Genomic DNA, 13,840 nt, shown 5'->3' on the forward strand with positions numbered 1-13,840 from the left:
CGGGTTAGTAACTATCCGGTAACACGCAGCACCGGCAGGTAGCAGGTAAAATGGCTGCCTGCTACACCACAGCGAAAGCTGTGATGGCCCAGGTAAGTATAGGTACCACGCAGGTAGTCGAGCCCATGTTTGCCCGATCCTTTTACATCTTTACGAAGTTGCAGGTTGTTACTTACTACTATATGGTCGCCTTCGCTTTGTATGGTAATGTGTAGCGGCGTTTCTTTCGACACTATATTATGCTTCACCGCATTTTCTATAAGCGTTTGCAGGCTCATAAACGGTATTTGCCCATGCAAATGCTCGTCTGACAATTGTACGGTTAAGGGTTGCAGGCCCTGACCAAACCGTATTTTCAACAGGAAAAAATATTCATTGGCAAAGTTCAGCTCTTCTGCTACGGTGGATAGCTCTTCCGGATGGGCATCCAATACGTAGCGGTATACCCGGGATAGCTTCATGACGAAGGACTGTGCCAATTGGGGCGACTGTTCTATCAGCGCATTCAGAGAGCTGAGTGAATTGAACAGGAAATGCGGATCTACTTTATCTTTTAGCGTATTCAGCTGCAACAGGGCATTATGCTTCTCCTGTCTTTCTGCCATCAGGCTCAGTGTCTGCTTTTCAGCCAACAGCTCCTGCCGCGTTAGTTCGGCCTGCTGGCGCAGCATAAATTCTTTCTGCCATTTTGTTTGCGCCCATACTATCAGCGCCAATATCATAATGGCGGTGGAGGCAAACAGCAGTAGCATGTATTTTTCAATGGCTTTTACATCTTCATCTACCGCCAGCAGCGGCGTATCTACTACCAGTGTCCATTGCGCACCGATAAGCTGCAAGGGTGTTTGAAACCTTACCACCGGCAATCCCTGCAGATAGGTGGAGTTGATGGTTTGATAACTGGTAATGCTATCGCCCAGTGGCTTTTTGTTGGTAATAGCCTGTACGCCTGCCGGCATGCGCCGGCCAATTAGTTTTTCATCGGGATGCGATATATAGGTGCCATGCTCATCCACAACAAAGGCATAGGCACGGCCGGTAGTGTCTACACTCCATAGGTAGTGCTGCAGTTGTTGCAGATTAATGTCCAGGCCCAGTAATAATATCGAAGAGTCGGAAAGTTGATAGCGGGTAGTAGCCAGCCAGTGTAAAGAATCGGCTATGCTGAGGGTGGTGCTGGCATTGTTGCCAGTGCCTGGCACAGCCAGTAGCTGGCGAATGTTTTGCAGCTGATAAGGTTGCAGGGAATTGGTTAAGTAATGGCTATCCTGTTTTTGCACAGCACGCAGCAAAGTGTCGCTCCGGCGTACTAAGGCATAAAAGCCTTTATTGATTTGCGGATGGCTAAGTAGCAGCGCTTCTGCAAACGGAAGGTTCTGTTGCACTGCTGCACTATTGGGCAGCTGCGATACTACAGAAGCGATATTGTTTAATCCTTTTAGAAAACTGGCAAACTCATTTTTGAATACTGTAGACTTCAGTTGGTAAACCTTCGCTGCCATGTCGTCGCTAATTTGGCGGGTGCGCTTACCAGATTGCACAGATATGAAAACGCCTATAATGGCAAAGCAGGTAAATATTAAAACGCCGGAGATAATGAAGTAGCCAGACCGGTAAATCTGTGATATCATGCCGTAAAGATAAAGAAGGTCGTCACATTCAATGCATGGCTTTGCTTTGATACCGAAAAATCATTAAGTATAACAGCATTCCACGTCTTTTTGTGTTAGACATTCCTCCTTTTGGGTTATGACTGGGGATTAAGCTCAACCTACTTTTGTGTTATCAACAAATGCAAAAAAAAGCAAAATGGAACTTAAAGGAAAAACAATACTGATAACCGGCGGTACGGCTGGTATAGGATTAGCAGCAGCAAAGCAATTTTTAGCTAATGGTGCAAAAGTGATCATAACTGGCAGAAACCAGGGGAAATTGGACGAGGCCAAAAAATTATATCCGGCATTAACTGCCATAAAAAGTGATGTAGCCAATGCGGATGATGCTCAGTTACTTTTTAATAAGATTAAGGAGCTTGGAGGAATTGATATCCTTTACAATAATGCCGGCGTTATGAGTTATCCACCGAATATGGGAATAGCGAATGACAAACATTTTGAGTTGGCAAAGTATGAAATAGACATCAACTACCTGGGTGTGATACGCCTGAACAACCTGTTCATCGAAATGCTGAAGTCAAAGAAAGAAGCGGCCATTATCAACACCTCTTCCATTTTAAGCTATGTGCCATTGAATCTTGGCGCAACTTATTCTGCCAGCAAAGCGGCCATGCACTCTTACACCGTGTCGTTGCGGGATCATTTAAAAATACTGCACAGCAAGGTGAAAGTGTTTGAGCTGTTACCACCTGTAGTGGCAACAAGTATGACGGAAAACATGGAGTCAAAAGGAATCCCGCCGGAAAAATTGGTAAACGCATTGATTGCTGGGATCAAAAACAACCGCTTCACTATACGTGTTGGTGACACGAAATTGGTGTATTTGTTCAACCGTTTGTTTCCTAAAATGGCATATAGATTGGTTAATCCTGCAAAAAATGCCCGCCTACTTCAATCGTAAACGCATTTTCTCTTTAATTTGTAACTTTAGGCCAATCTGATGAAACACTTTAAATCAATCAGTGAAATGGCAGTTGCCAGTAATTTGCCATTGCCCGAACATCCCATGTTGGGGCTCTTAAGGATCAATCGTGAGATCAGGATTAGTTATGCGGCTTATACAAGCGATTTTTACATGATTGGATTATTTGAATAAAATAATAAAGGGCAGAAGGGTTCGAATTGTGTTGTGTAGTGGATGTGTCACCTGTCGCGAGAAGAAACGACAAGGCATCCACCAACTGGTAGATGCCTTGTGTATTTTTATGCTTATTGTTTCAGCAGTTTTTTCTGTAATAACCGGTTATTTCCGTCCGTAACATCCAGTACATAGGTGCCCGGTGTAAGACCTGCCGGAACATTTATCTGCAATGACTGGAAGCCTGTTGCCAATTTTTGAGACGTGGTGAACACGGTTCTGCCGTATAGATCAAACAGTCGTACCTGTACTGCGGTGGCTGTATTTAACTGTAGCTGCAGGTTCAATGCTGTAACGAAGGGATTGGGTTGTACCGTTACCGTTCCCTTTGCTCTAAGTTGGGTATTGCCGGTTGTAGCCAGCCTGGCGCCTGGTGTGGTCACTCTTGCACTATCCGACCAAAAGCAGGTGGCATCCTGATTGCCGGGTTGTGCCGGATCGTCGGAGTAAATGGTCTCCAAATTTCCATAGAAATCGAGTAAGGTTGCTGTAGCCTGGTTACATATTGTATTTAGCGGTTCTGTTATTATCCGGTATTTGATCACTACTTTATTGGCATAACCTGGCTTTATAATACCTGGCGATTCTTCCGTCGGTGAATTAATGAATTTACCGCCGCTTAAAGAAAAGGGCATTGTTAACTGTGCTGCATCTGCAACGGTTGTACCATTCATTGTTGAGGAAGCTGCAACATAATTGCTATAGGCAGGAATAGCATCATATAATTTTAAACCGGCAGCAGGGAGGTTTCCGGTGTTAACCACTTCAATAGTATACTCAATCGTATCGCCCGATGCTACGTTCGCATTACCGCTGATATTACGGTATGATGTATTCATTTGTATGGCACTTTGCAGTATAGGGAAGGCGCAACTGGCGTAGTCGCCGTTCGTCCAAACATTGGTGGTACCGCTTGTTATGGACGCAGCGCTCATGGTAGCCAGGTTTACTTTATAAACATTCTGGTAAGAGCCTCCTGTATAAATATTACCGGCCGTATCAAGGGCAACCGAATTGGTGTTACCTGAAGGTACAGGTTGTATTCTGCCGATGTAAGTAGATACCCGTGTGGCAGGATTGATCCTGTACATATTTCCGGAATTAACCACCAAATACAATTTGCCCGATCCATCGCTAAAAATATCTCCCCCCGCTTCGGCCAGTACATTCCTGGAACCATTAGTGACATCATTCACCAATGCCCCTAACCTACTGATTACCGGAAGACCGGTAGACGCATTAATGGTAAAACGGATAAGGTCAAGGGCGTTTGAAGTAACTGCATAGCCGTACCCGTCAACAGTAAAGGTCATGCGGTTAATATTATAACCACTACCAGTAGTTGTTTCAAGCGGATAACCAACAAATCTTTTGGCCGCAACGGGGCTGGCGCCTAAGTCTACATAACAAAGGTCTTGCACAGTACCAACAATGTTGTTAACGAAATAGATCCTGTTTGAAATTTTGTCGTAGGCCAACGCTGCAACATTTGTCAATACACTACCTGCTGCTAATGAGGCACCGGTAATTGCGTTGTAACAGGGGCCGCTGGCGCCGGCAAAGATAGTAGTGCCCCCTACCCCATTTTCAGTACTCACTGTTCTGATATTGTTGTATACACCTGAGGTGCCGGGCGCCGTATTGGCTGTTGACTGATAAACAACTGCACCGGCGGGGTCGGCTAAAAGCGGTGTATATATTATGCCGGAATTTTGAATAACACTGACACCGTTGCTGATTGCTGTACAGGTAGCGGAGTTGCTGATTTTGCCCGCATTGGCAGTTGCCTTAACCCGGTAGGTTACTTTAGCAGTAGTACCGCCACCCAGTATACCCGGGTCCCAGGCGATGGGGTTAATTAACCCGCCCGAACCAACATAGGGCATTTGGCTATTTACATCGGGTACCGGAACGTCGTTCAATGAGGTTGAGCCTGTTACATAGGCTGTTCCTGCCGGAATACTGTTGTAAAACCTGCAACCGGTTAAATTAGTAGTAGACGTATTGGTGGTAATAAAGGTATATTCTAATATATCACCTGCAGAAGCAGGTGAGTCATATACGCCGGTTGTTACATTGTAAACATTGGATATGGTTACCTGAAGCTGCGCATTCGCCTTATTGGCTGCACCCATAGATAGTAATAAAACAAACAGAAAAAGTTTAACGAAGTAGAATTTGTTGTACATAAACGGATTTTGTAAATAAAAGTTTTCCGGGTGCAAAGCAAGTGGCTGAGCTATCAAAATCCTAAAAACAGGCGTAGACAAACTGTAGACAAGTATGTAAAATGTAACAAGCCCCTTCGATCCAATGATCTGAAGGGGCCTGTTTGTTCGAAGTACACTGCTGAGAATACCGTTTTTATTTTACCGCCCTGAATATTTTATTCATATAAGCAGAATTAACATTCCCGGCAAATACCTTAATACCGGCCTTGGTACCGCCACTCGGTTCCCTGGCCGCTGCTTAAATGCATTATTCCATCCCAGAATGGTTTTGATAAGCCTTGCGAAGGTGCAATAAATTCTAAGACACAATGCTTTCTCTTTATTTCCATGCCTGGCTAATTACGGCGCTCATTGGTGCTACCATGGGCGAGGCGCCGAATTTTTCCGCGAGTTCTTTTTCAAGTTCAATCTTTATTTCATCTATTAATTCCGCATTTTGTTGCCTGAGCTCTTTAAAAATAAACCCGCCTGCAACCAGGCCGGTTGCAGCTTCCTTCGCACCTGAACAAACAGAAAACTGCTTTACTTTTTCAATAGAAATTTTTGAAAACCCTTCTTTATCTAATAGTAGCCTTATGGCCTCTACATCATTCATTGAAACAGCAACATCGTACGAATCGGGCAACGGGCCTTTCAGGTATTTTTCGGCCAGGACCCTGGATGTATAGGACACCGCATTATGCTCCAGTTTATCCCAGGTTGTAAACAAAAGCATTCCGCCCGGCTTTAAAACACGGTAAGCTTCAGCAAATGCCTTCGGCTTATCATCAACGAACATATAACCGAAGCAACAAACAACCAGGTCGATACTATTGTCGCTAAACGGTAATTGTTGTGCATCTATAATTTGCCAGTCAATATCAAGATGACTTAATTGTTTTTTTGCTTCAGCCTGCATCTCCTCACTTATATCCGAAGCAATCAGTTGTGCGGAGATTTTTAAACATTTTCTTATATGACGTGTTACCCGTCCTGTTCCCGAAGCAATTTCCAGAGCAACAGAAACTGGCGCCGGATCTATTCGTTTTGCAATTTCTATGGCATAAGGTTCAAAGAACAGGGGACCGAGAAAATGATCATAATAAAAAGCGCTACCTCCGGGGCTGTCAAAGGAAGGATCGTTGGTTGAAGCATCATTCATATGTTATCGTTTTTATATTTTGAGGCTATCTGGCTTTTATGCACCATCCGAAGCTAAAGATAAGCTGTTAGTAGATTATTATGCAACTGCAACCCTCCTTCGTAGCGCCATGCATGGCGCACACGTCACAAACCCTTCCCCTGAAAAAAAATAAGCCATTGGCAATAAACTATATATTTAATTTGATGATTTTATAGGATAGCCTTGCGAACGCTGCCAGGATTAGTGGCTTTGAAGGGTTTTTAAATTGGAATAATTCTTTATTTCTTTTCTGCTAAAAGCAGGACCCCGTGAGTAATGGCAGACATTTTTGTACGGCCGCCGGCATCCACATTGGCGGCGCCACGTACAACCACCGCAGTTAAAGGAATTGCCCCCAACAGACCGCCAAAAAGTGATTTTTGTCAATTTCTACAGTAAATCCGGCTATTGCTTCATTGATTTGTTTCATGTCTGCATTACATTAAGGCGCTTCCTGGCCACTCCATTGCATTGCACAACTGGTGGTCTTACTCGATAATACCGGTAGCCCTAATTTAAGTGCGGTGCAAAGCTGAATCGAAGATAAAACATGGCGACAACACAAAAGCCTTCGGATTCAATCCGAAGGCTTTGATTCTTTTTAATCGTTTTGATTGTAGAGAATAATTCCGATTTTTCACTACACGTACAAAACTTAATTACTTAATCGTATAGCTTTTAGTATCCATTTCTGCCAGTCTGAAATAGCCCAAAGCGTAATTTTTACTATCGGTCTGATTGATAATATTACCGCGGACAGCACTAGGTGTTGTAGGGAAAGGATTGCCATCATTACCAGAAGCCAGTATTAATTTGAACATGTAATTGTAATAGCTTTTTGAAATTCCGTACAGTTTTATGTCTACCTTATCCCCTGCTTTTAACTTTTTATACGAATATGATTCCTGCATTACATTACCATTACTATGTTCATCATCTTCAACTTCAAGCTCGGGGAATGCTATGTAAGGCTGGGTAACTCCGGTTAAATAGGAGTTTGCCTGATTTGCATCATCCTTATAGTAAAATGTTACTTCAATTTCATCACCGGCCTCACCTCCTTTGTTGTTCTGATCAATCTTATCTTCAATTTTAGGAACAGCGGTAAATGTTTCCGATGCTGTATAAGTTTGCCCATTTAAAACAATTTTTAAGTTATAAGTCTGGCCAATAACAGGAAGAAAATTGCGGCAAATATATTGCCCTGTTCCGGGCGTTTCTACAAATTCAAAAACTGTATTTGACGGGTTAGTTACAGTAATTACTGCTCCGGATACGCTCGAAAATTCGGGGCTGTAATAACCTGTTGTGGTCGACAACACAATCTTTTGTTCATTGCCTGCTGTATTTTTTACCCAGTCTATAGACGCGTCTATAACCAATTTTGGCGATGCTGTCTTAAGATCCACAGTAGTAACCTTCTCGCATCCTGTCACAAACAGTCCAGCGGATATAATTATAATTTTTTGTAGCATTTTCATTTTTATCTTTTTATAAGTACGTGAGTTGTATTTAAAATTTTACGTTGTATGTTACACTGGGAACAATACCGAAAATGGATATTCTTCTTGTTTCATTTGCTCCCGTATCTTCATTCTGTCTAAAAGAGTACGATGCTGCATTGCTTCTGTTGTAAAGATTGTAGATACTGAAATTCCATTCACCCTGCCAACCTTTTTTCTTGTAGGGTTTAGGAGTATATGTTGCTGATATGTCTAAATGGTGGTATGCAGATAAAGAATTTTCATTTCTTTCACCATAACTCGCAACAGTAATACCATGATATTGGTATTTTCCATTAGGAAATGTTGCTGCTTTTCCGCTCTGGAAAGTTAAAATAGCCCCAAACGACCATTTCGGATTATAAGCATAAGCGCCCGTAACGGATAGATTATGCAACTTGTCATAATTTGCTCTGTACCATTCGCCGTTATTTATACCCGGTTCATCTGCATTTCTGCCTGGCGTCCTTTGTTGTGCTTTTGAAATAGTATATGAAACCCAGCCAGTGAGCTTTCCTGTATTTTTTTTGAGCATCATTTCCAGACCATATGCCCTTCCTTCGCCGTTTAAAAGCACCGTTTCTACTGCGTCGATCCCAAGTAGATCAGCGCCGTCAATATAGTCTGATTTGTTTTTTATTTTTTTATAGAAAGTTTCAGCTTCCAAGGAATATTTACCGCCTTTAAAATTGTGAAAGTACCCCAGTGCTACCTGATCTAAAATTTCTGGTTTAAGGTATTGGTCAGAAGGCGCCCATATATCCAGCGGGCTTGCAGATGCAGTATTGGAAATTAAATGAACATATTGGCTCATTCTATTGTAACTGGCCTTAATGGATTGGTCATTGTTTAGAGAGTAAGCAATGGCAAGCCTTGGTTCAAAGTTGTCAAAACCTGCTATCTTTTTGTTTTCCTTATAGTTTATTGTTCCTGTTGGAGTACCCTCTTCATAAATTTGAAGCTGCTTATTGAAAACAACCGGCTGATTATTGGCGTAAGTGTACACTTCCTGCGCCCCTAATCTTTGAAAGTTACTGTAGCGAAGTCCATATTTCAGTGATAATTTTTCGGAAAGGTTTTGTTCAGCGCTGATATATACGGCATTTTCAAAAGCGTATTTTTTTGCCAACTGGTCCGGATTGATAGCTGAACTCTCTCCAAACGGCCTGATTGTTCCAGGATTAAAACTGTAGTAAATTGAATTTACACCATAATTTAAAGTCAGATCATTTGACAAATAATGTTTAAGATCATATTTAAAATTGTAATTTTTTACCTCTGCTTTCCAGTCAAGACCAGCAGATTTGACTTTGATCTGGTAGTCATAATCACTGTAAATGGCAGACGCATTAGAGAATATCTTATCAGAGAATATATGGTTCCATCTTAGATTAAAAAGTTTATTACCATATACGTTAATAAAACTGTTATTAAAATTCATGTTGTCGTTACCAAAATATCCTGATACAAAGACATTATTTCTATCATTGAATTTGTAATTAAACTTGGTGTTCAGATCGTAGAAATAGGCTGAATTTGGTTCATTTGCCATTTTCAAAAAAAGATGTGCGTAAGATCCTCTTCCCGCAACCACAAAAGAACTTTTTTCTTTAACAATAGGACCTTCTACAAGTAACCGGCTTGATATTAATCCGACCCCCCCGTTTACATGATACTCCTTGTTGTTTCCTTCTTTTTGATAAATATCCAGTACTGATGATATACGTCCGCCGAAATTAGCAGGAATACCTCCCTTATAAAGTTTCAGATCTTTGATTACATCAGAGTTGAAAACAGAAAAGAATCCGAATAAATGCGATGTATTATAAACAACGGCTTCATCAAGCAGTACAAGATTTCCATCAACAGAACCGCCCCTGACATTAAATCCCGATGCGCCTTCCTGAGCATTGGTAACCCCGGGAAGCTGTAAGATTGATTTTAAGACATCTACTTCACCCAGAACGGCCGGCATCTTTTTTATCGTGGCAATAGACAGTTTACTGGTACTCATTTCAGGTTTCCGGATGTTTTCTTTTGTAGTATTGCTTTTAACTACAACTTCACCCAATGTTTTACTGCTTTCTGTCAGCCCAAAGTTCCTTTTTGTGTTTTCGTTCAGCGTGATAGTTTCTTCTATTTTATCAAAACCTATGTGGCTTATGATAATGGTGTAAGTCCCTTTTGGCAGTATCGTGGTATAGTATCCGTAAGAATTGGTAGTAATACCTGCTTTCGCTTCCGGAATGTAAATAGATACGCCAATTAATGTTTCGGTATTGGACTTATTGGTTATAGTGCCGCTAAGGGTAACTTTTTCCTGCGAATATGCATGGCCTGCAAAGGCAAAAAACAGTACTAGCAAGAATAGGATTCTGCTTTTCATTTATTAATGTTTAGATTTAAATATTTATGATTTTCGGCTAAAGTATATCTTTGTTGAACCCGCTTATTATATATATACAAAGTGCCTTACTTTCCATATTAAAGCAGCTTTTACCTATACTAAAATAATTGCACACTAAGATTTCAGCGAAAGAAGCTAAGTTTTTAAAACAAAAAGTTCCTGATCAAAATTGAAGAACATAAGACTGAAAGTGATTTCGCTGGATTGTTCTTTTCCCATCGGCGCATAGCCTGATATTTTGCTAGATGTAAAGGCTGCTTTAATATATGAGGTAAGTCGTTTTGTATATAAAGAAATATTCGCAGTCAAAAAAAATATACATTAACCTAAAATATCACCAATATCATAAGCTATAAATAGCGAAAAAAGCGATGAATTACCCTATCAATATTATCACTGAGATGCCTTTGTATGTAAAAGAATTATTTTACAACCATGGCAACCCCCACCTTGTATACCATAACCTTGAGCATACACAAGCTGTGGTTCGGCATGTTTATGAGATAGCAGATCATTACCAATTAAATGATCAGGAAAGATTTGTATTACAAACTGCGGCCTGGTTTCATGATACAGGTTATTTATTGGGTGAAGCGGAGAGACACGAAGAAACCAGTGTTGTTGTAATGCGATTATTTTTAGATAAATATAATGTTGAAGCGCATTTGCAGTATGAGGCAGGCAAATGTATAATGGCAACGAAAATGCCGGTTAAACCAGTTAGCCTGATTGAGCAAATACTGTGTGATGCAGATACCTATCACCTGGGAACGACCGATTTTGAACACCTTGATGCACTGGTATGGCAGGAGCGTAAATTATATACAAATACTCAAATAGATAACCCTATAAAACAATCGCTACATTTCCTGCTATCACATCTCTATTTTACAGATTATTGCCGAAATCTTCTCACTGAAGGAAAGGAAAAAAATATCGCATTGCTTAAAAAGAAAATGGAAAAAAATGATAAAGGTGAAAATTGTTAATTTATCTTATCAGAGTAACAGTAATTTCCTGTACAATATATGCCGTATTAACAGAGGAGAATTTAAGTTTCATGACTTCAATTTTAATCGATCCGGCTGTAAAATTGAAACAAAACCCGGCGCGGCCCCCGTCAGAAAATCCAGCCTTATTTCACCGGGTAAGCGTTCCCTGGGTGAAACCCCATGGAACACACCTTCCGGCACTCCTGAAGGATATTACATTGTGGGGCGGAAATTAGGAAGCGCCATTGAGAAACTTTTAAGAGAAGAAGAACAACAACAATGAAAATTAGCCTGGTTATTCTTGCATTAATATTAATTAAAAGCGCCATTTGCCAGGACCTTCGCGTTATAACGGCTTTTGAAAGCGGGTCTGCCCGCATTATATACATAAATAATTCGACTCAGACTTTACGGATCATTCCAGCCGGAGATCCCCAAAGAGGTATGCCCATTTGACCCAATAGCCCCTACATTACCTGGCAACTTCTGATCACTACTTCTAAACTTTCCTACATAACTTGCAAACATTGCTCTATAAGTTCACGTAATGCTGACACAAGTAATGTACTTTAACACATAAGTCCGTTGTAATGGAGCATTACGCAACAGCTTTATTGCATTGCTCTACAACTTTGCAGCATTACTCTCTTACATTGATGCATTACTCACCGACTTGTTTGTAAAGCTTGCAGAGATACAGTCCAAAGTCGCGTACTTGTTAACCAAAGTCACGTGCCTATTACCTAAAGTCGCCGGGTTCTGAAGCAAGATCATTTATCTATAAGATAAAGTTTGCTGGTAATGCAGCATTGTAAGCAAGTTATTAGTCATTGTAATCTGGCAATAGTATATTGTCATGGAGCAACGCCATAGAACACGCGAGTAATGCAATATAGTTTGTGTGTAAAGGTTACATATCAGGCTGCGGGAACCTGAATTACATGACGATGATCTACTTTAACCCCCATAAACTTTAAGGTGCTGACATGTAGCGGTTAAACATAGCACTTAACCCTTTAAAGTTTATAACATGAAAAACAAGATCTTAAGCATTAAACGCCAGCGCGACAGTGAACTTATAACCACGGGTTACAGGGTAAAAGATAAAATGACCGACAATCCTAACTTCCCCAACCCTCCTGCCGCCCTGGAGACCACAATAAAATTGTTGCCTGAGTTTCAAACTTTGCTAAGCTATTCCATAGGAAGAGATATAGAGGTTGTTGCTCTCAAAAAAGGAAAGAAGCTGGAGCTTGCCGCATCGTTAACAGAAGTGGCTGAATATGTAACCCTTACCTGTAATGGAGACAGAGGGATGTTATTAAGCAGCGGTTTTCCCATTTCGGGGGAGCAATACAACAAGACTGAACCGGTTATTGAGGAACTGCAGGTGGAATTAGGTCCTCCCGGTATAGCAACCACCCGGGTTAAGCGCCTGCGCAATGCCCGGGCTTACCTGCATCAGTACACTGACGAGCCACCCACAGCGAAAACCATGTGGGCTCATGCAGCAAGTAAGGAGGCGCATTATACATTCAAGGGGCTGCAATCGGTGAAGAAGTACTGGTTTCGCGTGGTAGCCATTGCCCGCGACGGACAAATGGTGTATTCACCGGTGGTGGAACGGGTAATACAGTAAATTCTCCCAGCGTTGAGCAGGGTGCAAGCTTAATTTCTAAATTGCGGGCCATAACATTCAACCTGCCGCAGATCAGTGTTGTGAATGTTTAACAGGTCTCTGTACGAAATAGTAAGCTCAAAGCCACCACGATAGTTACTTGCTGCAACCAGTTTGCTTACGTTAACATCATAACTCAAGCCAACTATAAATTTGGAGATCTGCAATTTAACAACAGGAATAACTGCATCCTGCAATCTATGCAATACCCCAAAGGTGATCGTTTTTTGCACATCCCCTTCTACAAATAGATCACGGCTGAACATAATACCATATTGAAACGAAGCTTTACCTGCAGCCTTAAAGCCTGTTGCAAACTGTTTAAAATAATCGGCGTATAAAATAAACCGGTCTGTTTCGCTGGTTGGCGCCGATACCCCACTGTTCAACGTTAGTTTTCTGTTACGGGTAATTATATTTCCATCATAAAAGCCCACCTTAGGTTTGGTAAGATGGAACAGTCCGGCCCCGGCAAAATATTGTATCTCATTGGCAAATTCACTACTGTAGCTTATACCAGCCGAAAGATCTAAATACGTTACATCTGTTCTGTTAAAAACCTGGCGTGAAGCCGGTAACACACTTAAGCTGCCATTGCTTCCCGAAACGAACTGATCATTGAGCACCAGCTTAGTGGGATCGAATTTTTGTTGTAGTATTCCTCCCATAACACCAAACGATAAATAAGCAGGTCGCTCGTTGCTCATTGGCAAACTGAAATTAGCTGCCGGCATAATTTGCGTAGTACTGAATTGAGAAGTTCCGGCCACATCTCTGATCAACTGCAACCCCAACGTAAGATTATTATCTGCCAGCACAGGCATTTTAAATTCACCGTTCAGGGCATAAGTCCTGTAAGGAATAGTAACGCTTTGCCACTGGTTCCTGAACGCAGCCGTTACCCGCACATCACCGGTAAACACACCAGCAAGGGCAGGGTTGCGTAACAAAGGCTGGTCATAAAATTGTGAGAACCCAACATCCTGTGCGTTACCACATAAAAACGATTGCAATAAGATGACCGTAAATAACAACTTCACATCCCTTTTCATAC

12 protein-coding genes are annotated in these 13,840 nt (G+C 41.5%); 5 read left to right on the forward strand and 7 right to left on the reverse strand.

The features are described from left to right. Positions 1-11: 11 nt before the first annotated feature. Entirely contained in the window at positions 12-1,631 is a 1,620-nt protein-coding gene (locus GGD38_RS20875) for a histidine kinase (RefSeq protein ID WP_375301135.1), read from the reverse strand. Positions 1,632-1,809: 178 nt separating this feature from the next. Between GGD38_RS20875 and GGD38_RS20880 the strand changes: the two genes are divergently transcribed. Next, entirely contained in the window at positions 1,810-2,577 is a 768-nt protein-coding gene (locus GGD38_RS20880; RefSeq protein WP_375301136.1) for an SDR family oxidoreductase, read from the forward strand. Between the two features lie 39 nt (positions 2,578-2,616). Next, a complete protein-coding gene (locus GGD38_RS20885; RefSeq protein ID WP_375301137.1) occupies positions 2,617-2,772 on the forward strand; it encodes a hypothetical protein in 156 nt (51 codons plus the stop codon). Positions 2,773-2,885: 113 nt separating this feature from the next. Here GGD38_RS20885 and GGD38_RS20890 read toward each other — a convergent pair whose 3' ends face one another. The 5 genes from GGD38_RS20890 to GGD38_RS20910 form a co-directional block, all read right to left on the reverse strand. Further along, a complete protein-coding gene (locus tag GGD38_RS20890; protein ID WP_375301138.1) occupies positions 2,886-5,003 on the reverse strand; it encodes a T9SS type A sorting domain-containing protein in 2,118 nt (705 codons plus the stop codon). 361 nt (positions 5,004-5,364) lie between these two features. Further along, positions 5,365-6,186 (reverse strand): methyltransferase domain-containing protein, encoded by an 822-nt coding sequence (locus GGD38_RS20895; protein WP_375301139.1) that lies wholly within the window; start codon positions 6,184-6,186, stop codon positions 5,365-5,367. A gap of 260 nt (positions 6,187-6,446) precedes the next feature. Further along, a complete protein-coding gene (locus GGD38_RS20900; protein ID WP_375303732.1) occupies positions 6,447-6,569 on the reverse strand; it encodes a hypothetical protein in 123 nt (40 codons plus the stop codon). 297 nt (positions 6,570-6,866) lie between these two features. Further along, on the reverse strand, positions 6,867-7,688 hold the full coding sequence (locus tag GGD38_RS20905; RefSeq protein WP_375301140.1) for a DUF4249 family protein: 822 nt from the start codon (positions 7,686-7,688) through the stop codon (positions 6,867-6,869). A 31-nt stretch (positions 7,689-7,719) separates the two neighbouring features. Next, positions 7,720-10,095, reverse strand: a complete 2,376-nt coding sequence (locus GGD38_RS20910; RefSeq protein ID WP_375301141.1) for a carboxypeptidase-like regulatory domain-containing protein — start codon at positions 10,093-10,095, stop codon at positions 7,720-7,722. A 428-nt stretch (positions 10,096-10,523) separates the two neighbouring features. On the opposite strand from GGD38_RS20910, the gene GGD38_RS20915 reads away from it, so the two are divergent. From GGD38_RS20915 to GGD38_RS20925, 3 genes are all read left to right on the forward strand, one after another. Next, complete coding sequence (locus GGD38_RS20915) at positions 10,524-11,105, forward strand: HD domain-containing protein (RefSeq protein ID WP_375303874.1); 582 nt, start codon at positions 10,524-10,526, stop codon at positions 11,103-11,105. Further along, positions 11,083-11,391: a hypothetical protein gene (locus tag GGD38_RS20920; RefSeq protein ID WP_375301144.1), complete on the forward strand. Its 309-nt coding sequence runs from the start codon at positions 11,083-11,085 to the stop codon at positions 11,389-11,391. Before GGD38_RS20915 ends, GGD38_RS20920 begins: the two co-directional genes overlap by 23 nt. Positions 11,392-12,138: 747 nt before the next feature. After that, positions 12,139-12,747 (forward strand): hypothetical protein, encoded by a 609-nt coding sequence (locus GGD38_RS20925; protein WP_375301145.1) that lies wholly within the window; start codon positions 12,139-12,141, stop codon positions 12,745-12,747. A 29-nt stretch (positions 12,748-12,776) separates the two neighbouring features. On the opposite strand, the gene GGD38_RS20930 is transcribed toward GGD38_RS20925, so the two are convergent. Continuing rightward, positions 12,777-13,838 (reverse strand): PorP/SprF family type IX secretion system membrane protein, encoded by a 1,062-nt coding sequence (locus GGD38_RS20930; RefSeq protein WP_375301146.1) that lies wholly within the window; start codon positions 13,836-13,838, stop codon positions 12,777-12,779. Positions 13,839-13,840: the final 2 nt, after the last annotated feature.

The sequence above is a fragment of the Niastella sp. OAS944 genome (assembly GCA_024809215.1).
Taxonomy (GTDB): domain Bacteria; phylum Bacteroidota; class Bacteroidia; order Chitinophagales; family Chitinophagaceae; genus Niastella.

Excerpts from the sequence above, each read along its gene's own strand:
- GGD38_RS20890 (WP_375301138.1), bottom strand. The coding sequence starts at position 5,003 with ATGTACAACAAATTCTACTTCGTTAAACTTTTTCTGTTTGTTTTATTA.
- GGD38_RS20895 (WP_375301139.1), bottom strand. The coding sequence starts at position 6,186 with ATGAATGATGCTTCAACCAACGATCCTTCCTTTGACAGCCCCGGAGGT.
- GGD38_RS20925 (WP_375301145.1), top strand. The coding sequence starts at position 12,139 with ATGAAAAACAAGATCTTAAGCATTAAACGCCAGCGCGACAGTGAACTT.
- GGD38_RS20930 (WP_375301146.1), bottom strand. The coding sequence starts at position 13,838 with ATGAAAAGGGATGTGAAGTTGTTATTTACGGTCATCTTATTGCAATCG.
- GGD38_RS20910 (WP_375301141.1), bottom strand. The coding sequence starts at position 10,095 with ATGAAAAGCAGAATCCTATTCTTGCTAGTACTGTTTTTTGCCTTTGCA.
- GGD38_RS20875 (WP_375301135.1), bottom strand. The coding sequence starts at position 1,631 with ATGATATCACAGATTTACCGGTCTGGCTACTTCATTATCTCCGGCGTT.
- GGD38_RS20920 (WP_375301144.1), top strand. The coding sequence starts at position 11,083 with ATGATAAAGGTGAAAATTGTTAATTTATCTTATCAGAGTAACAGTAAT.
- GGD38_RS20905 (WP_375301140.1), bottom strand. The coding sequence starts at position 7,688 with ATGAAAATGCTACAAAAAATTATAATTATATCCGCTGGACTGTTTGTG.
- GGD38_RS20880 (WP_375301136.1), top strand. The coding sequence starts at position 1,810 with ATGGAACTTAAAGGAAAAACAATACTGATAACCGGCGGTACGGCTGGT.
- GGD38_RS20885 (WP_375301137.1), top strand. The coding sequence starts at position 2,617 with ATGAAACACTTTAAATCAATCAGTGAAATGGCAGTTGCCAGTAATTTG.